The 19784-nt window shown below is 57.4% G+C and carries 10 protein-coding genes and 1 pseudogene; 8 read left to right on the top strand and 3 right to left on the bottom strand.

Translation table 11 applies throughout. The features are described from left to right. The first annotated feature begins 287 nt into the window (after window positions 1–287). Window positions 288–3731 (top strand): hybrid sensor histidine kinase/response regulator, encoded by a 3444-nt coding sequence (locus tag BI364_RS04550; protein ID WP_070077742.1) that lies wholly within the window; start codon window positions 288–290, stop codon window positions 3729–3731. Then, window positions 3724–4602, top strand: a complete 879-nt coding sequence (locus BI364_RS04545) for a response regulator transcription factor (RefSeq protein ID WP_070077741.1) — start codon at window positions 3724–3726, stop codon at window positions 4600–4602. Before BI364_RS04550 ends, BI364_RS04545 begins: the two co-directional genes overlap by 8 nt. 18 nt (window positions 4603–4620) lie before the next feature. Here the strand turns inward: BI364_RS04545 and BI364_RS04540 are convergent, their stop codons facing one another. From BI364_RS04540 to zwf, 3 genes are all read right to left on the bottom strand, one after another. Continuing rightward, window positions 4621–6117 (bottom strand): FMN-binding glutamate synthase family protein, encoded by a 1497-nt coding sequence (locus tag BI364_RS04540; RefSeq protein WP_070077740.1) that lies wholly within the window; start codon window positions 6115–6117, stop codon window positions 4621–4623. Between the two features lie 116 nt (window positions 6118–6233). After that, complete coding sequence (gene pgi / locus BI364_RS04535; RefSeq protein ID WP_070079888.1) at window positions 6234–7898, bottom strand: glucose-6-phosphate isomerase; 1665 nt, start codon at window positions 7896–7898, stop codon at window positions 6234–6236. An 8-nt stretch (window positions 7899–7906) separates the two neighbouring features. After that, on the bottom strand, window positions 7907–9412 hold the full coding sequence (gene zwf / locus BI364_RS04530) for a glucose-6-phosphate dehydrogenase (protein ID WP_070077739.1): 1506 nt from the start codon (window positions 9410–9412) through the stop codon (window positions 7907–7909). 296 nt (window positions 9413–9708) lie between these two features. Here zwf and glgA point away from each other — a divergent pair. The 6 genes and pseudogenes from glgA to prsR all read left to right on the top strand — a co-directional run bounded on the left by glgA (window position 9709) and on the right by prsR (window position 19783). Beyond that, window positions 9709–11150: pseudogene (gene glgA / locus BI364_RS04525) on the top strand (glycogen synthase GlgA). A 126-nt stretch (window positions 11151–11276) separates the two neighbouring features. Continuing rightward, window positions 11277–14090, top strand: coding sequence for a phosphoenolpyruvate carboxylase (ppc, locus tag BI364_RS04520; protein ID WP_070077738.1), 2814 nt, complete (start codon window positions 11277–11279; stop codon window positions 14088–14090). A gap of 761 nt (window positions 14091–14851) precedes the next feature. Then, window positions 14852–16258, top strand: a complete 1407-nt coding sequence (locus tag BI364_RS04515; RefSeq protein ID WP_070077737.1) for a TIGR03013 family XrtA/PEP-CTERM system glycosyltransferase — start codon at window positions 14852–14854, stop codon at window positions 16256–16258. A 68-nt stretch (window positions 16259–16326) separates the two neighbouring features. After that, window positions 16327–17193: a hypothetical protein gene (locus BI364_RS18570; protein ID WP_070077736.1), complete on the top strand. Its 867-nt coding sequence runs from the start codon at window positions 16327–16329 to the stop codon at window positions 17191–17193. Next, a complete protein-coding gene (gene prsK, locus BI364_RS04505) occupies window positions 17103–18434 on the top strand; it encodes an XrtA/PEP-CTERM system histidine kinase PrsK (protein WP_233279609.1) in 1332 nt (443 codons plus the stop codon). Before BI364_RS18570 ends, prsK begins: the two co-directional genes overlap by 91 nt. Then, window positions 18431–19783, top strand: coding sequence for a PEP-CTERM-box response regulator transcription factor (prsR, locus tag BI364_RS04500; RefSeq protein WP_070077734.1), 1353 nt, complete (start codon window positions 18431–18433; stop codon window positions 19781–19783). Before prsK ends, prsR begins: the two co-directional genes overlap by 4 nt. Window position 19784: the final 1 nt, after the last annotated feature.

Genomic DNA, 19784 nt, shown 5'->3' with positions numbered 1-19784 from the left:
ACGCCGACGATAAGCAGCTTACAAATCCCCATCCGCTGCCGGAATACGTCATTTGCCTCACTATACAAAACACCCAAAAAACGGATTAATTTATTGAATAAAAAGGAATTAAATTATTCCAAGTGACGCCAAGTACGTCATCCGACGTATAGTGAGATATGCAGGTCCACCGCATGCTGATTCACGGGGGTCTCCGGCTGAGAAGGGGCGGCAGTGTCCGCGGTTACACACGGGACAGCTGACGTGAGCAGCGTCCGGGGCACACATCATTCGGGAACAGGGTGAATATGAAGGGTCCACGCGGCGCTGCGGCGCCCGGGGTTGCACCGCAGAGACGGGTCATCAAGATCCGCCGCGACTACAAATCCTGGGTAGCCGACGAAACGCTTGAAGATTACGCCCTGCGCTACACCGCACGGACCTTCCGCAAGTGGTCTATTTTCCGCGTCGCCAATACGGCCTTCGGCGCGGTCTCGTTCCTGGCACTGGAAGCCATCGGCGGCACCCTTGCGGTGCAGTACGGATTCATCAATACCTTCTGGGCAGCATTGGCCGTGGCCCTCATGGTATTCATGACCAGCCTGCCCATTGCCTATTACGCGGCCAAATACAATCTCGATATGGACCTACTGACCCGCGGCGCGGGCTTCGGATATATCGGGTCGACGATCACCTCACTGATATACGCCTCGTTCACCTTCATATTCTTCGCCATTGAAGCCACGATCATGGCCCAGGCGCTGCACCTCTATCTGGGTGTCGCCATCACGCCGTCCTACCTGTTCAGCGCCCTCATCGTGCTCCCGCTGGTCGGTTACGGCATCACCGTAATCAACCGCCTGCAGATCTGGACGCAGCCGTTATGGCTGTTCCTGCTCGTCCTGCCCTATATCTGCGTGCTCTGGAAGGACCCCGGCGTCATCCAGCAGCTCATGGCCTTCGGTGGCGAAAGTGGCACCGGCGGACATTTCAATCTGCTCGCCTTCGGCGCCGCCACCAGCGTCACCCTCGCCCTGATCGCGCAAATCGGCGAACAGGTCGACTACCTGCGCTTCATGCCACCCCTCAAGGCGGGAAACCGTCTGCGCTGGTTCACTGGAGTGATCTTCGCGGGCCCCGGCTGGATCGTCTTCGGAGCCTTCAAGCTCATGGCTGGCGCACTGCTCGCCTACCTCGCCCTGCGCACCGGCTTCACCGCTGCCGAGGCCAAACAGCCGGCGGTCATGTACAAGGTCGGTTTCGGTTATGTCTTCGACTCCCCTGCCTGGACACTTGCCGTCGCTGCGCTGTTCGTGGTGGTTTCGCAGATCAAGATCAACGTCACCAACGCTTACGCCGGCTCCCTGGCCTGGTCCAATTTTTTCGCACGCATCACCCACAGCCACCCCGGCCGTATCGTCTGGCTGGTATTCAACGTTCTGATCGCCCTACTGCTGATGGAAATGGGCGTGTTCGACGCCCTGGAACATGTCCTTGGGCTGTACTCGAACATCGCGATCAGCTGGGTCGGCGCACTGGTCGCCGATCTCGTGATCAACAAACCGTTGGGCCTCAGTCCGCCCGGCATCGAATTCAAGCGTGCCTATCTCTATGACATCAACCCAGTCGGTATCGGTGCCCTGCTGATTGCCTCCACCTTATCCATCGTGGCGTTCTCGGGTTGGCTGGGGCCCCTCGCACAGTCTTTTTCGGCCTTTATCGCCCTCGGCACTGCCTTCGTCGTCGCCCCGGTCATTGCCTGGCTGACCCGTGGCCGCTACTACCTCGCACGCACGCCGGAACAGCCCGAGGAGGCAAAGGCCCAGCGCTGCGTCATCTGCGAGAAGGAATACGAGGGCGAGGATATGGCCACTTGCCCCGCCTATCGTGGCCCGATCTGCTCGCTGTGCTGCACGCTTGATGCCCGCTGCCACGACCTGTGTCGGCCCGGCGCCGGCTTGCCCGAGCAGTTCGTCAATGCCCTGCATTGGCTGCTACCGCGCCCGCTGTCGGCGCGCATCAACACACGTCTCGGTTACTACCTGCTCCTGATCCTGACCACCGCCCTGGCGCTGGGCATCATGCTTTCGCTGCTCTACCTGCAGCAGGCCACCGGCGCGGCCGACCCTTCGACGCTGGCCGCGCTACGCTCTATCCTGCTCAAATTCTATGTGGTACTGCTGATGTTCGCTGCGGCCGGTTGCTGGTGGCTGGTGCTCACCGTCGAAAGCCGTTATGTCGCGCAGGACGAATCCAACCGGCAGACCCATCTATTGATGAACGAAATCGAGGCGCATCGCCAGACCGATGCGCAATTACAGACCGCCATTCAGGTTGCCGAACGCGCCAATCAGGCCAAAAGCCGCTATCTGACGGGTATCAGTCACGAGTTACGCACACCGCTCAACAGCATCCTGGGCTATGCACAGATCGTCGAACACGACCCGCAGGTACCAGCCAATCGACGCGAGGCCATGCGTGTCATCCGCCGCAGCGGCGAACACCTGGTGTCCTTGATCGACGGTCTACTCGACATTTCCAAGATCGAGGCCGGGAAGCTAGCCATCGAGCAAGAACAGATCCACTTCCCACAACATGTCGCCCAGCTCGCCGACATGTTCCGCCTGCAGGCAAGCGAAAAAGGGATCGAATTCGTCTACGAGGTCCACAACGAGCTACCCAAGGTCGTTCGCATCGACAAGAAACGCCTTGGACAGATTCTGATCAACATCCTGGGCAACGCCATCAAGTTCACCGACCGAGGGCGTGTGGTTTTCCGCCTGTACTATCGCGGCGAAATGGCACGCTTCGAAATCGAAGACTCCGGTATCGGTATCTCAGACGCCGATAGAGAACGTATTTTCCTACCCTTCGAGCGCGGCGATAACGCCGCGGGATATGCCAGCAGCAGCGCCGGCCTCGGCTTGACCATCGCAAGTATGCTAACCACGCTGATGGGCGGTGAACTGACCGTACACGGCCTCAAAACCGGCGGCAGTCTGTTCCGGCTCCGCCTGTTTCTGCCTGAAGTACGCGATCCAGGGCATATGACGATCCTACCGCCACCGGACGTCACCGGTTATGTCGGGCAGCGGCGGCGCATCCTGGTCGTCGATGACCAGGTAGTTGATCGCGGCCTCCTGCTGAGTGTGCTCAGACCGCTCGGTTTCGAGGTTGTCGAGGCCGAGTCGGGTGTCGATGCACTGCGTGCCGTCGCCGCCTTCCAGCCGGATATCATATTCATGGATCTCAATATGCCGGGACTTGGCGGTTGGGAAACCGGCCGACTGCTGCGTGAAAACGCCCTGTCTGTGGCCCCAATTTTGGTCATCTCCGCGAACGTGCAAGAGCGGGGGCGCGACAACGCGGCGGGCATTACACACGACGACTTCCTGAGCAAACCGGTAGACATCGATGCCCTGCTCGGCCGCCTGCAGGCGCGGCTGGGCCTTGAATGGATCACCCGGCGCGACATTCATCAGGCCGTCGGCACGCAACCGGTCGCCGAGGCATTGGCCCGCGAAGCCCTCCCATTGTCGTCGCCACAGATTCGCCCAGACGCGGAAATCTTGCGCGAACTACACGACCTCGGCAGCCTCGGCCATATCCGAGGCATACTCGAGCGCCTGGATGCGCTTGAGCAGGGAGATGCGCGGCTTGTCGCGTTTACGCAACGCCTACGCCTGCATGTGCAGCATTTTCGGCTGAACGATTACATGCGACAGCTGGAGCGTACCGATCAAGATGTATAACTCGGCAACAGGTACAGGCACCGTGTTACTCGTCGACGACGCACCGGACAACCTCCAGGTGATCCACGACAGCCTGCAGGAGCAGGGCTACGACGTCCGCGTGGCCACCGACGGCTTTGCTGCGATCGAAAGCGTCCGACGTCTGGCGCCCGACGTGATCGTGCTGGATGCCCGCATGCCCGGCATCGATGGCTTCGAGACTTGCCGACGGCTCAAGCAAGGCCTGGAAACGCGCGACATTCCGGTGATTTTCATGACCGGCCTGAGCGATACCGAGCACATCGTGCAGGGCTTTCAGGTCGGCGGTGTCGACTACGTGACCAAGCCTGTCGTGATTGACGAGCTGCTGGCGCGCATTGCCACGCACATGCATCGTGCCCGCCTAATGACCCATACCCGCTCGGCGATCGATTCAGCCGGTCGCGCCATCGTCGCCTTCGACGCGCGACATAAAATTGCCTGGGCCACGCCACTTGCCCAGCGCTGGCTGCAACCGCTGGTGGACGACGACCGTCTGCCGCTACCGCTGCGTCACTGGCTGCAAGGCTCGGACGTCATGGAAACGCCCTATGCCCTGTGGCACGGGGGCGAACGCCTGCTGTTCAGCCTCATCGAACCGGGCTTGCTCTGCATCCAGCGCCACGCCGCCTTGCCCGAACCCGAGGTTTTGGCGCGCAGCTATCCGTTGACCACGCGTGAGGCCGAAGTGCTCTACTGGGTAACGCTGGGGAAGACCAATCGAGAGATCGGCGAGATCCTCGATATCAGCCCACGCACGGTGAACAAGCACCTGGAGCATGTATTCGAAAAACTCGGGGTCGAAACGCGGACGGCGGCAGCCTCGCTGGTGCTCAGTCGCGGGCACAGCTAAGCGCGCGCCACGCGCCGCTCAACGTACTGCGCGCAGATACTCGGTGCGCGTTTCCGGGATGGGGTACAGCTCGTCCAGGCTGAGACTGCGGCCGTCTTCGCCGACGATACGACAGTGCATACGCCCGAGCTGCCGTGGCTGCCCAACGCCGCAGGAATGCGCAATGATGCCGACCTCGCGCACGATTTCGCGGGCATAGTGGGCAACCCGCTCGGCCTTGAGCGTGGGATCGAGCCCTTTCTGCAGGCGAGGATCGTGGGTCGTGATCCCGGTCGGGCAATGATTGGTGTGACAGCGTAGCGACTGGATACAGCCGAGTGCGAACATGTATCCGCGCGCCGAAGTCACGAAGTCGGCCCCCACGCAGAGCGCCCAGGCAACGTCGGCGGGATTGATCAACTTACCCGAGGCGATCACCTTCACGCGCTCGTGCAGACCGTATTCGTGCAGCTTGTCGACCAGCATCGGCAGGCTCTCGCGCAGCGGCAGCCCCATGTAATCCATCAGGCTAACCGGCGCCGACCCGGTACCACCCTCGGCGCTGTCCAGAGTGATGAAATCCGGCGCACTGCCGATCCCTCTACGACAGATCAACGAGAAAAGATCATCCAGCCACCCATAGGCGCCAAGCACGCATTTGAAACCGACCGGTTTGCCGGTTATGTCGCGCACGTGCGCGATCAGATCGAGCAAGGCCTCTTCGCTGTCAATTTCGGGAAAGCGGTTTGGACTGATCGAATCCACACCGATCGGAATCCCGCGAACGCTGGCGACCTCCGGTGTTACCTTGGCCGCGGGCAGAATGCCACCCTTACCCGGCTTTGCACCTTGACTGAGCTTGAGTTCGAACATGCGCACCTGGGGATAGGCCGCAACCGCACGCAGCCGCTCGTCACTGAGGCTACCGTCCGGCTCGCGCACGCCGTACTTAGCGGTACCGATCTGGAATACCAGGTCGCAGCCGCTCGCCAGATGCTCCGGCGCCAGACCGCCCTCACCAGTATTCAGCCAGCAGCCCGCCTCGCGCGCACCCGCCGCCAGAGCTTGGATTGCCGGGCGCGAGATCGCGCCGTAGCTCATTCCGGAAATATTGAATACCGAGGCGGTTACATAGGGTTCTCGGCATCCGGCACCGACGGTGACCGGTCCGGGCACCGCGATATCCTGCTCCAACATGGGGAAGGGGCAGTTGACGAACAGTAGCGTGCCCGTCTGGCGCAAATCGCGCGTCGAGCCGAAGGACTGGTTGGTGTTGAGCGCCTTAGCGGCGCGATAGACCCAGGCGCGCTGCGCACGATTGAAGGGCATTTCCTCGCGGTCCATCGCGAAAAAATATTGGCGGAAGAATGTTCCCAGGGTTTCAAAGAGATTGCGGAAGCGCCCGATGACCGGATAATTGTGACGAATAGCGTGCCGGGTTTGGGTCGCGTCGAGGATATACAGCACGATGATCGAGGCCATCAGCAGGCCCAGCGCAAAAATGAAGATCACCGCGAGGATCCAGACCAGATCCATCAATATACGAGACGCCTCTATCGCCACACCCCCCCCAACCATCCGATTCAGATCCCGGCACGCACCCGGTATGTCAGGAGCATAGCGCACACATGACGCCCGCCGCAGAGCGGCCCTCAGGTTGAGTGCGATCCGCCGGGAGTCGCGCGTTGATGTTTGTAGTAGGCGATCAAACCATTGGTCGAACTGTCGTGGGTGTCGACCACTGCGTCCCCGCCGAGCTCGGGCAGTATGGCCTTGGCCAACTGCTTGCCCAGCTCGACACCCCATTGGTCGAAGGAGTCGATGCCCCAGATAACCCCCTGCACGAAGATTTTGTGCTCATACAGGGCCGTCAGCATGCCCAGGGCATGAGGCGTGATACGGCGCAGCATCAGGCTGTTGCTCGGGTGGTTACCCAGCATGACCTTGTGTCGCGCGAGACGTTCTATCTCCTCGGCGGGCAACCCCTGCCCACGCAGCTCTTCGCGTACCTCCTCCAGCGTACGCCCACGCATCAACGCCTCCGGCTGGGCGAAGAAATTCGATAGCAGGATGTCATGGTGCGCGCCGACCGGATTGTGCGAAATCGCGGGCGCGATGAAATCGCAAGGAATGAGACGCGTGCCCTGGTGAATCAACTGATAAAAAGCGTGCTGGCCGTTGGTACCCGGCTCGCCCCAGACCACCGGCCCGGTCTGCCAGTCCACCGGACGCCCCTCGCGGTCGACATGCTTGCCGTTGCTCTCCATGTCGCCCTGCTGGAAATAAGCGGGGAAGCGGTGCAGGTATTGGTCATAGGGCAGGATGGCGTGGGTCTCGGCGCCGAAGAAATTGATGTACCACACACCGAGCAGGGCGAGAATCACTGGCATACTGGCCTCAAGCGGCGCCGTACGGAAGTGTTCGTCCATACGGTGTGCTCCCGCCAGCAGGTCCTCGAAGGCATCCATACCCAGATAGAGCGCGATTGACAGGCCGATGCTCGACCACAGCGAGTAGCGCCCTCCAACCCAATCCCAGAACGCAAACATATTGGCGGTGTCGATGCCGAAGGCGTGCACCGCCTCGGCGTTGGTGGACACAGCAACGAAGTGCCGCGCCACCGCGGCCTCATCACCGAAGTAATCGAGTAGCCACGCGCGCGCGGTATGCGCGTTGGTCAGGGTTTCCTGGGTGGTAAAGGTCTTGGAAGCGACGACGAACAGCACTTGCTCCGGTGCAACCTGACGCAGCGTTTCAAGAATGTCCGTACCATCGATATTGGATACGAAATGCATCCGAATACGCGGGTGGGCGTAGGGACGCAAGGCCTCGCAGACCATCTCCGGTCCCAGGTGGGAGCCGCCAATGCCGATATTGACGACATCGGTGATCTCGTCGCCGGCGAAGCCGCGCCAAACCCCGGTTTGCACTGCTTCGACGAACTCGCGCATCTGTGTCAGGACGGCCTGGACGCCGGGCATGACGTCCTCACCGGCCACGCGAATCGGGCGGCCGGTGCGATTACGCAGGGCGACATGCAACACCGCCCGGCCCTCGCTCACGTTGATCGCCTCTCCCGCGAACATGCGGTCGCGCCAACCACCCACATCGCGATCGCCGGCGAGCCTAAACAACAGCGCCAGGGTTTCGTCCGTAATGCGGTTCTTCGAATAATCGAGCAGCAAATCGTCGAGCTGTAACGAAAAGCGCTCGAAGCGCACGGGGTCGGCAGCAAACAGTTCACGCATGTGGGTATCGCGGATCGCCGCATGATGCCGTGCCAGATCCTGCCATACGGGCAGCTCGTTCAATCGCATTGCCTTGCTCATCGGCGCTTGTCCTCGTCAGCTTCGACCGGCAGGGAAACCTCATTGCGCCAACGTTGATCGTCGCGGTCGAACAATCGGTTTGCCTCTCGCGGCCCCCAGGTACCCGCCGAATAAGTGTGGATAAAGTCGCGCTCGGTAGCCCAGACGCGCAGCACCGGATCGACCACCTGCCAAGCCCAAGCAACCTCGTCGTAGCGCAGAAACAACGAATGATCGCCCGCGATCACATCCAGCAACAAGGCCTCGTAAGCGTCGAGCGGCGTCCCATCCGGGTCGTAGCTCGCGTCGAGCTGCACGGTGCGCGTACGCATCTCCAGACCGGTCTCCTTGACCTGGATCTCCATGCGCAGACACTCCTCTGGCTGGATGCCGAGCAGTACCCAGTTGGGGGATAGCTGCTCGATCGCGGTCTCGCGGAAAAGTTGTTGCGGCGGGTGCTTGAAGCGCACGCTGACCATCGAACGGTTGGCCGCCATGCGCTTGCCGGTACGCAAGTAAAAGGGCACGTTACGCCAGCGCCAATTGTCGATATAAAGCTTGAGTGCGGCGAAGGTTTCGGTGGTGCTCCCGGGCGCCACGCCCTCCTCATCGACGTAACCGGGCACCCGTTCACCGCCGGTCGTACCGGCCGCGTACTGGGCACGAAAGGCGTGCGCATGCACCGCTGCCTGCGGGATCGGGCGGATGGAACGCAGGACCTTCACCTTCTCGTCGCGCAGGGCCTCGGCCTCCATCACCGCCGGCGGCTCCATCGCCACCAGGGTGAGCATCTGCATCAGATGGCTCTGAATCATGTCGCGCAGCGCGCCCGCGTTGTCATAATACTCTGCCCGACCGCCGGTACCTTGGGATTCCGCATGCACGATCTGCACATGGTCGATGTAGTTGCGATTCCACAACGGTTCGAGCAGCAGATTGGCGAAGCGAAAAACCAGGATATTCTGGATCGTGCCCTTGCCCAGGTAGTGGTCGATGCGGAATACCTGCTCCTCCGCAAAACAACGGTGCAGGCGCTGGTCGAGCATCTGTGCGCTCTCGAGGTCGTAACCAAAAGGTTTTTCGACCACCAGCCGCCGCCAACCACTGCCTTCCTGGCTAAGCCCGGTTTCGGAAAGATATTGGCTGACCACGCCAAAATCGGCCGGCGGAATGGCCATGTAGAAGACTACATTCGGCGAAAAACCGGGCTCTGAGGTCACGCGTGTACTGAGTGCCTCGTAACACGTGCGCTCACCCAGATCGCCCTTGACGAAATGCAGGCGTCCGGCAAAACGCTCGAACGCGCCCTCGTCAGGTGGTTCGCCCCGCACCCGCTGCCGCAGGCTGGTGACCACTTCGCCACGCCAATGTGCGTCGTCCCAGTCACGGCGACCGATTCCAATCACATTCAGCCCTTCAGGCAGACGACCAGCGCGATCCAAATGGTAAAGTGCGGGGAGCAATTTATTCTCGGCAAGATTGCCAGTAGCGCCGAAGATGACGAAGGTGCAGGGATCGACCATCGAAAGAGCCTCCAGGGGCTGGGGGAGATGGTTTCGGCCCGGACATGACTGCGTGGCACTCGCCACGCCTATCACGTTCCGGCACACTTTCACACGAGATCGGGGCAAATGGTCGCAGCCCTCACACGGGAACACAACCGAGCATACTCATATCTGCCCTGACCTCCATATACTCAGACAATCCAAAAGACAAAGCGATCCTCGAATATAGACAGCCTGGAATATAGACGGCCAGATCCGGGCTGACCGGCCGGTCCGGCCGGTGCAGCACCACCCTTTCATACCCAAGAAGACATATGCGAATACTCTTTGCGAGCAGTGAGGCCCACCCCCTGATCAAGACTGGTGGGCTAGCCGATGTCAGCGGCAGTCTGCCGCAGGCGCTTGCCGGCTTGGGGCACGATGTACGCCTTGTCCTCCCCGCCTACCCGGCTATCAAACGCGCACGACGCTGGAAATCGCTAGGTACTCCGCCACTCAATGGCAAACCCAGCGAATGGCAACTCCTTTCCGGTACTCTGCCCGGCACCCGCCTGCCAGTCTATCTGGTGGACGCTCCACTGTATTTCGAGCGCGCCGGCAATCCCTATCGCGCACCCGACGGGCGCGACTGGCAGGACAATCACCTGCGCTTCGGGCTTTTCGGACGTGCGATCGCGGCGCTGGCCATGGGCGAGGCCGATCTGCGCTGGCGGCCCGAGCTACTGCACTGCAACGACTGGCAAACAGGCCTTGCACCGGCGCTATTGAACGGGCGCGCCGAACGCCCTGCCACCGTATTCACCATCCATAACCTCGCATATCAAGGCCTATTCCCTCCCGAGGCGTTGCACGAACTCGACCTACCCCAGACACTGTGGCGTCCCGATGGGCTTGAATTTTATGGCCAGTTATCCTTTATCAAAGGCGGATTGGTTTTCGCCGATCGCATTACCACCGTCAGCCCGACTTATGCCAAAGAGATTCTCACGCCAGATTTCGGTTACGGGCTCGAAGGCCTGCTCACCCACCGCGTCGATGTACTCAGCGGCATTATCAACGGTATCGATGAAACCGCTTGGAATCCCCGTACCGACACCTATCTGCCAACCCCCTTCGATCCAATCGACGAGGTTGCCAAACGCCAATGCCGCGCGAGTTTGTGCGAGGCACTCGATCTAAACGAATCCGAGCACGCCCCCCACTGCTCGGACTCATCGGACGCCTGGTGGAACAAAAGGGCATCGACCTCGTCATCGCCGCGATCGAGCCGCTACTGGCACAAGGCCGCGCCCGCGCCGTCATCCTCGGTAGCGGCGAACGACGCTTCGAGCTCGCGCTGAGTGCACTGGCCACGCGCTATCCCGATCGCCTCGCGGTCCGTATCGGTTACGACGAAACATTGGCACATCATATCGAGGCCGGCGCAGATGCCTTTCTGATGCCTTCGCGATTCGAACCCTGCGGGCTGAATCAGATGTACAGCCTACGCTACGGCACACCGCCACTGGCTCACCGTACCGGTGGCCTCGCCGACACCATCATCGATGCCACACCCGATCATCTCGCCGCCGGCACCGCCAATGGCTTTCTGTTCGACGCGCCAAGCGCCGAGGCCCTTGGAGCAGGCCTGGAACGTCTACTCGTCCTCTGGAACACCCCCGACTGGGAGATACTGATTCGTAGTGGCACACGGTCGGATTTCAGCTGGACACGCAGTGCGCAAGCTTATTCAACACTATATAAATCAATAAGCTAGCCATGAACTGCTTAACAAAACCAGTAAAATCCGTATAATCCTGGCCTCCGCGCCCACACCCGGTTGAGTCCTGCGCACGGCAATCCCGCCCTGCGAGACGATCCCGGACGCCATGAGCCATCCGACATGCCAGACACAGCAGTGAGCCCCTCGGGGTCCTACGACAAGATTCTGCGTGCCCGTGTGAAACTTCTCGGTGCGCTGCTCGGTGAGGTTCTGCGCACACACGCCGGACATCGCGTCTACGCCGCCGTCGAAACCTTGCGCAAGGGCTACATCAGTCTGCGACGCGAGGAAGACCCCGTCCGGCGCGAGCGCCTGATGACCTTCATCGGCCGCCTGGACAGCGACACGCTCGAAGAGGTCATTCGTGCCTTCAGCACCTACTTCAGCTTGGTCAATATCGCAGAAGAGGACTTCGCTCACCGCTGGCGGCGCCAGCAGATCGACCGCGGCCTGCGGCTCTGGCAAGGTTCGTTCGCGCAAACCGTGGAGGAAATGCGCGAGCATGGTGTGACGCCCGTACAAATGCAGGCACTGCTTGATCGGCTGTGCTACAACCCGGTCATCACCGCGCATCCCACCGAGGCGCGGCGGCGCACCATCATGGAAGCCTTACGGCGCGTCTTCCTCGCCAACGACCGCCTCAGTCTGCGGCGCTGGGGCAAGACCGAACGCGACCGAATCATGGAGCGCCTGCGCACCGAAATACTGACCTTGTGGCGAACCGACGAGGTCCGTACGCGACGCCCCGAGGTCCGCGACGAGATCGGCAATGGCCTGTACTATTTCCGAGAGAGCCTGTTCGATGCGCTGCCCACTACCTACCGCTATCTGGAACAGGCGGTCACCCGTTGCTACGGCCCGGACGCTGTACGCATACCCAGTTTCATCAGTTTCGGCTCATGGATCGGCGGGGACCGCGATGGCAACCCCAACGTCAAACCGGAAACCACTGCTCTGGCGATGCGCCTGCAGATGCGTGAAATCCTGGAGGAATACCACCGCCGACTGGTCGACCTGAGCAAGCGCCTGATACATTCCAGCCGGTTGTGCCAACCTTCTGCTGCCTTTCTTGAAAGCCTGGAACAGGACCGCACCCTTGGCGGCGAGGATTACGAAAACGAGACCCGACGCCGCTTCGGACACGAACCCTACCGGCGCAAGCTTTACACCATGCGCTACCGGCTACGTCTCAACCTCGAGTCCGTACGCAAGCGCATCGCCAATGCAGGGCACACGGTAGCACCCGGCGCATACGGTGGCCCGGAAGAACTACTGGCCGACCTGCAACTGATCCGTGAATCCCTGATCAGCCATGGCGACCATCTGATCGCCAACGCCGAACTGCAGGATCTGATCCGCCTGGTCGAGACCTTCGGCTTCCACCTGTTAGCCTTGGACGTGCGCCAAGAATCGAGCGTACACAGCCATACCGTCCATGCAATCGCAACCCAGATATTCTCCGGGTGCGACTATGCATCCCTCGACGAACCCGGACGTCAACGACAACTCGCCGCATGGCTCTCCGCACCCGAACTGCCTCCGGTTAACGCTACGGCACTGGACGAGCGCGCCCAGGAAACGCTGGAAACGATGCACACCATCGCGCGGCTCCGCCAGGAAGCCGGCAGTGAAGCGTTCGGCAGCTACGTGATTTCGATGACCCATACGGCAAGCCACGTTCTGGAGGTGCTATTCCTCGCACGTCTTGCCGGGCTTTGCGGCCCGGGTGGACGGGAGCGATTCTGCCATCTGCGCGTTTCCCCCTTGTTTGAGACCATCGAGGATCTGGAGCAGACCGAAGCCGTTCTTTCACAACTCTTCGATATCCCGGTTTACCGCGATATGCTGCAAGCCTCGGGCAACATCCAAGAAATCATGCTCGGCTATTCCGACTCCTGCAAGGACGGCGGCATCCTCGCCTCCACCTGGGGGCTTTATGCGGCACAGAAGAAGATCCTCGCGATCACCCAGCGTCACCAAGTACGCTGCCGACTGTTCCATGGCCGCGGCGGTACCGTCGGTCGCGGGGGCGGCCCGACCCATGAGTCCATCATGGCGCAACCTCCCGGCACCGTGCAGGGGCAGATCAAATTCACCGAACAAGGCGAGGTGCTGTACTACCGATACGGCAACCCCGAAACCGCGATCTACGAACTGACCATGGGCTGCACCGGCTTGATGAAAGCCAGCCTTAGTTTGATCCAGGAAGTCGCCGAGGACCGCCCGCCTTATCTGGAGGTGGCCGCCGCCCTCGGCGAATTCGGCGAAGAGGCCTATCGCGATCTGATCGACCGGACACCGGGCCTGCTCGATTACTTCTACGAAGTCACTCCCGTCAGCGAGATCGGCCAGCTCAATATCGGCTCCCGCCCCTCGCATCGCAGCCAGGGCGACCGCAGCAAGCGTTCGATCCGCGCCATCCCCTGGGTCTTCGGCTGGGCGCAATCTCGCCACACCATCCCGGCCTGGTACGGCATCGGCTCAGCCCTGAAACGCTGGCGAGGCGAAGACCCGGAGCGCCTGACCTGCCTACGCCGCATGTATGCCGAATGGCCATTCTTCCGCTCGCTACTGTCCAATACCCAAATGTCGCTCTACAAGGCCGATATGCGTATTGCCCAGGAATACATCGCGCTCAGCCAGCACCGCGAGCAGTCGCAGGTAATCTATGACCAGATCCACGAGGAATATATCTGTACAGTCAATGAGATACTGCTCGTCATCGACAACGATAATCTGCTGGCGGAGAATCCAACGCTGGCGCTATCGCTGACCCGACGCGATCCCTACCTCGACCCCCTCAATCACATCCAAATCACGCTGCTCAAGCGAGTGCGTGACGAAACCCAAGAGACGGACGCGCGCACGCGCTGGCTCAATCCGTTACTACGCACCATCAACGCCATCGCCACCGGTCAGCGCAATACTGGGTAAGCGCTAGCGTGCACTGGACAACCTAACCATCAGTGCGCTTTACTTGGGCTAGGGTAGCGGGCTCTCCCTAAGGCGCGTACCGATTGCACGCCGTCCCGAAGGAGATGCAATGCTGAAGACTGCTTGACGCCTCGCGTGTCGCGGATCTCTGGCGTAGCGTCCGCTCAGGGCGGTGAGCTTTCCAGTCGAAAATGGCGTCTCAAGCGAGCCTGCAGCGCTTGCCCCACCGGCGACGCCAGGTCCTCGACCACGGGTGGCCCAGACATGGCACCCGCACAGCCTGCAGAATCGCGATCACTGGCAGTGGACCAGGACCCACACACATCGACATGTCATCGGGGAGGGCTAATCTTGGGTGGCAATAGGCAAGCAACAGCCATCAGCAGCAATACGCGGCATGGCCGAAAAGCCGGCAACGCTGATGTCATCAGTTGACCCGGCGCTCACTACCCCTCGGGAAATTCCTTCGCGTGCCACAGATCTGGCCTACGACCACTCACTCTCCAGCATTCATTTGCCGCGCACGCGTACGTCCATACAGTCGAACAAATGGATTGTGGATAGTATTGCGGTCACGCCAGAACACGTCCGCATTCGCTATCGGATACGGCAACATGCCAGTCAGTTACATGCCATCTCAAACATGGATACCTACCGGCACAACTTCCCAATTAATGGTCAACCGGCAACAAGCCTCGAATTTCGCAACGTCGGTAGAACTTCGGCCGCTATAAACCGCCACCAAACATCAGGTCATATTAATGCTAGCCACAAAGAATTTCGGCAATCACCTATCCAAGGGGATCGCAATCCTCGTTGCACTTCAGGCAAGCATCGCCTTTGGCTCAGTCTATCTAGCCACCTGGATAAGAATGCACGGATCCGAACGCCTGCATGCCATGGTGCACGGACTATTCATGCATTCGCTTATTTTCGCCCTCGGCATGACACTTTGTCTTTTCGCAATAGGCCTATACCGACATCAGATCAGAGGCACTGTCGACCAAATCATTTTACAAGTACTGGTGGCTGTCGGACTGGCCGCAGTGATGCTATCCGTCATTTATTACATCTTCCCTTCCTTATACATAGGCCGAGGAATCATGGCCCTGGCGGGGCTGATTTCATTTGCTGGCATCGCTAGCACGCATATCCTCTTCATTTCCGCGCTCGACCAAGAAGCCTTCAAGCGGCGCGTCCTCCTCTACGGAGCCGGCAAGAATGCAAGCAGCCTTCTGGAACGCATGCAACGCAAATCAGATCGGCGACTATTCAGAATCATTGGCTGCATACCTGCAACCGACGAAACGATACAAGTGACCAATGAAATCGTAATTCCACTGGCTGGCGACAGCATTGCAAAAATTGCGCACGCCAACAAAGTTGAAGAAATCATTGTCGTCCCCGATGAACGTCGCCTATCGCTACCCGTAGACGACCTGCTCAAACTCAAGCTTGAAGGCGTCCGAATTTCCAATGCAGTAACATTTTACGAGCGATATATGGGGAAATTGCAAACCGACTTGATGAATCCAACCTGGATTGTTTTCTCAGATGGCTTCGAGCAAAGCCGCGGGAAACAAGTCATCAAGCGTGCTTTCGACCTAGTGCTATCACTCGCCATCTTGGCGTTATCATGGCCAATCATGTTAGCCGCCATCCTCGCCATCTGGATCGAAGATGGCTTCAATAAGCCAGTGCTGTACAAGCAGATACGCGTCGGTTACAAGGGAAAACTGTTTCAGATCTTAAAATTACGCAGTATGCGGCCGGATGCAGAAGCCGATGGCAAGGCTCGCTGGGCCAACACTAATGACAACCGCGTCACGCGTGTAGGTGCATTCATCCGAAAATACCGCATAGATGAACTGCCTCAACTTTTCAATATATTTCTAGGTCACATGAGCCTCGTCGGCCCCCGCCCGGAACGTCCTGAGTTTGTTGAAAACCTCCGCAAAGAAATCAATTACTACGATCTGAGGCACCGAGTAAGACCTGGTGTAACAGGATGGGCACAACTCTCATATCCATATGGAGCCAATGACCGTGACGCCCTTGAAAAACTGCAATTCGATTTATATTACGCAAAAAATGCCAACTTAATTCTCGATCTCTATATATTATTGGGAACCGTCGAAGTCATCCTCCTAGGGAAAGGCGGAAGATAACACCCAGCCAGATAGCTCGGATCACACACGGCACCATTGCAAATGCAAAACTCGAATAAAAGGCACTAATGCATACATCTAACTGGATCATGGCGACAAGCTACGGCATAGGAACCATTGCATTCCTAGGCTTGCTCACCTTCCAGATTTTCAATTGGGGTCGTCAATCACTCGGGATCGCACTGATTGCAGCCTGCGCATTGAATATCCTCTGGCTGGCTACCGCTGCATTGTGGTCCATCTACCCCACTTTTTTACCATGGCCCGCCGTCATCATCAGCGAAGCGATCCGTGATGGTGGATGGTTGTATTTACTATCGACGCTTTTGCAACGAACTGACGATAGACACAATTGGATTGCCATCCTGCCCTACATAGCTGCACTTGCGCCCATTGCATGGATTTCATATGTATTTGTGCCATCCCTGAGCATACCCAGCGGATTATCAGACATCACTACAACGCTGCCGAATAACCTAATTTCAGGTGGCTTGGTCATCTCCATCATCGAACTGGCGCTACTTGAACAAGTGTGTCGCAATATAGCCCCAGAACGGCGTTGGGCATTGAAATATTTATGTATTGGGATTGGCATCCAAGTCGGATATGACATATTTTTATATTCGGAGGCGCTCCTCTATCACAGAATAAGTGCTGCATTTTGGGATGCCAGAGGAGCCGTAGTCGCCATGGCCGCCCCCATGCTGATGATTGCCACTACCAGAAATCCGCAATGGACCAGAAATTTCCTCATCTCACGCCAGGCCGCATTTCGTACAGCGACACTCCTCAGCGTAGGCACATACCTCATTACGATTTCGGCAGGTGGCTATTACATACGTTACTGGGGGGCACATGGGGAAAATTTTGGCTTATTCTTTTCATTTCGGCGTCACTTATTGCACTTCTTATATTGCTTTCGTCTGGAAAAATGAGGGCGACCGCTCGCGTCTTTCTTGTAAAAAATTTCTTCACTTATCAATATGACTACAGAGTCGAATGGTATCGATTAATAAACCGACTCTACCGGATCGATGACCTTTCATCACCCTATGAAAAAGCGATCAAGGCACTAGCCGAAATCGTCGATAGTCCGGGCGGGGCCATATGGGCAAAACAAGATCAGGAAAAATATTTCAAGCCCATATCAAACTGGAACTTTCCATTACCAGAGAATACACACACATCACCCGAAAGCCCACTTGTTAAACTACTAACTGAGCATAACTGGATCATAGACTCGAGGAATGATAACAATCCAAGCGATTCGAGAAATCACTACCCGGAATGGTTGATATCGCTCAACCAATGGTGGCTAATCATACCCTTATCGCATGAATCCAAACTCATATCATTCGTCATCCTTACCGAATCGCGTGCGCCCCATAACTTAAGTTGGGAAGATCTAGACCTTCTTAAAACTGCGGCACAGCAAATTGCCGCATACCTTGCGCAATATGAAATTTCGCAGTCATTGTCACAAGCACGGCAATTCCAAACATTCAACCAACTCAGCACGTTTCTGATGCACGACCTCAAAAACCTTATCGCACAACAATCCCTACTGGTTCAGAATGCCAATAGGCATAAACACAACCCAGTTTTTGTTGACGATATGATCGCAACAATCGACGATTCAGTTCAGCGGATGTCACATATACTCAATCAACTTCAAGATGGAAAAGAATCCAGACGAAAAGCTAAATTTAAAATTGGAAAGCTGATAGAAAATGCCATCTCAACCAGTCATGACAGGCTACCGTGTCCAACGCTCAAAATCGATGCGCACACTTCGAACATGGAGATCGTCATCGACAATCACGCATTCGCAATGGTGTTACTACATCTCATACGCAATGCACAGGATGCATGTACAAATGACGACACCATTGAAATTCACATCACGGTCCAGGCACCCTACATCATGATAGATGTCAGCGATACCGGCTGTGGAATGACCCAGGATTTTATCCGCAATCGGCTTTTTACCCCTTTCGATTCAACAAAATCATCACGTGGTATGGGTATTGGTGCCTATCAGGCACGCACGTTTGCTAGGCTACATGGTGGCGATGTTGAAGTTGAAAGTGATCCAGGTGTCGGTACAAAATTTCGCCTATGGTTCCTCACCACACCCATCTCAGACGATTCACTAGAAGCCGAAACGAACTCATGAATCCAGATTCACAGGGCTTATTAGTAGTTGAAGACGACCCGGGCCTGATGCGTCAGCTACGCTGGTCGCTTGAAAAATATGCACCGCATTTCGCCGATACCCGTCAATCCGCCCTCACGCAAATCAGGTTACATCACCCTTCTGTGGTCCTACAGGATCTCGGCTTACCACCTGATGCCAATGGAATCGAAGAAGGCATAGCAACCCTGCAGGAAATATTGGCATATGCACCGGATACAAAGGTGATAGTCGTCACGGGAAATGGGGACCAAACAAGTGCCGTGCGTGCAATCGGATTGGGTGCTTGGGATTTTTATCAAAAACCGCTCGACATCGACATTTTAAATATCATTATTGATCGCGCACAGCACATCTGGTCGCTGGAGCACGAATACAAATCGCTAAGCCAATCTTCAAAATCAGCTTTGGCCGGCTTAATCGCTAGCAGCCAAAGCATGCTAGGTATTGTACGCCTTATCGAAAAAGTTGGCCCCACTCAGGCAACCACGTTAATTATTGGCGAAACTGGAACTGGTAAAGAGGTTATAGCCAGGTCACTACATGAACTTAGCACGCATAAGCATGGAAAATTCGTTGCCATAAATTGTGCATCCATCCCTGACAATTTACTCGAAAGCGAATTATTTGGTCATGAAAAAGGGGCTTTCACCGGCGCAGTAAAACAAACACCAGGAAAAATTGAAAGTGCCCACGAGGGTACGCTGTTTCTCGACGAAATTGGTGATATGCCCGTGGAACTTCAAGCCAAAATGTTGCGTTTTTTGCAAGAACGAGTCATCGAGCGAATTGGCGGCCGAACTGAAATCCCCATTAACACAAGAATTTTATGTGCTACGCATCAAAACCTTCAAGAACGTATCAAGGATGGCCTGTTCAGAGAAGATCTCTACTACCGCATCAGTGAAATCACGATCGACGTTCCCCCGTTGCGGGAACGGAACGGTGATTCGATACCCATAGCTCAATCTATTTTGCGGCAGGCGTCGCTCAAACATGCGCGCTCAATGAGAGGCTTTACGTCAGATGCCATACTAGCCATTGAAACCTACCCATGGCCAGGTAATGTCCGAGAACTCGAAAATCGCATAAATCGAGCGGTCATCATGGCCGAGGGAAAAATGGTCAGCAGTCAAGACCTGGGTCTTTCAAAACCCGCCAGCGGTATGCTGCCTACACTTAAAGAAATCCGTTTTTCAGCAGAACACGAAGCCCTTGAGCGCATACTTGCCATTTCGGAAGGAAATCTCACCCGCGCCGCGGATTTATTAGGGGTATCGAGACCCACTCTCTACGATCTGCTGAAACGTCATAATATACATCAAGACTAAC

This window comes from Acidihalobacter yilgarnensis (genome assembly GCF_001753245.1).
GTDB classification, from domain to species: Bacteria; Pseudomonadota; Gammaproteobacteria; order DSM-5130; family Acidihalobacteraceae; genus Acidihalobacter; species Acidihalobacter yilgarnensis.
The sequence above is the reverse complement of the archived record's forward strand: the minus strand, read 5'-3'. Positions and strand labels throughout refer to the sequence as shown.

Bases quoted from the DNA above. Each gene is read 5' to 3' on its own strand.
- BI364_RS04515 (WP_070077737.1), top strand. From the start codon at position 14,852: ATGCTAGCCACAAAGAATTTCGGCAATCACCTATCCAAGGGGATCGCA.
- BI364_RS04550 (WP_070077742.1), top strand. From the start codon at position 288: ATGAAGGGTCCACGCGGCGCTGCGGCGCCCGGGGTTGCACCGCAGAGA.
- pgi (WP_070079888.1), bottom strand. From the start codon at position 7,898: ATGCGATTGAACGAGCTGCCCGTATGGCAGGATCTGGCACGGCATCAT.
- prsR (WP_070077734.1), top strand. From the start codon at position 18,431: ATGAATCCAGATTCACAGGGCTTATTAGTAGTTGAAGACGACCCGGGC.
- BI364_RS18570 (WP_070077736.1), top strand. From the start codon at position 16,327: ATGCATACATCTAACTGGATCATGGCGACAAGCTACGGCATAGGAACC.
- zwf (WP_070077739.1), bottom strand. From the start codon at position 9,412: ATGGTCGATCCCTGCACCTTCGTCATCTTCGGCGCTACTGGCAATCTT.
- BI364_RS04540 (WP_070077740.1), bottom strand. From the start codon at position 6,117: ATGGATCTGGTCTGGATCCTCGCGGTGATCTTCATTTTTGCGCTGGGC.
- ppc (WP_070077738.1), top strand. From the start codon at position 11,277: ATGCCAGACACAGCAGTGAGCCCCTCGGGGTCCTACGACAAGATTCTG.
- BI364_RS04545 (WP_070077741.1), top strand. From the start codon at position 3,724: ATGTATAACTCGGCAACAGGTACAGGCACCGTGTTACTCGTCGACGAC.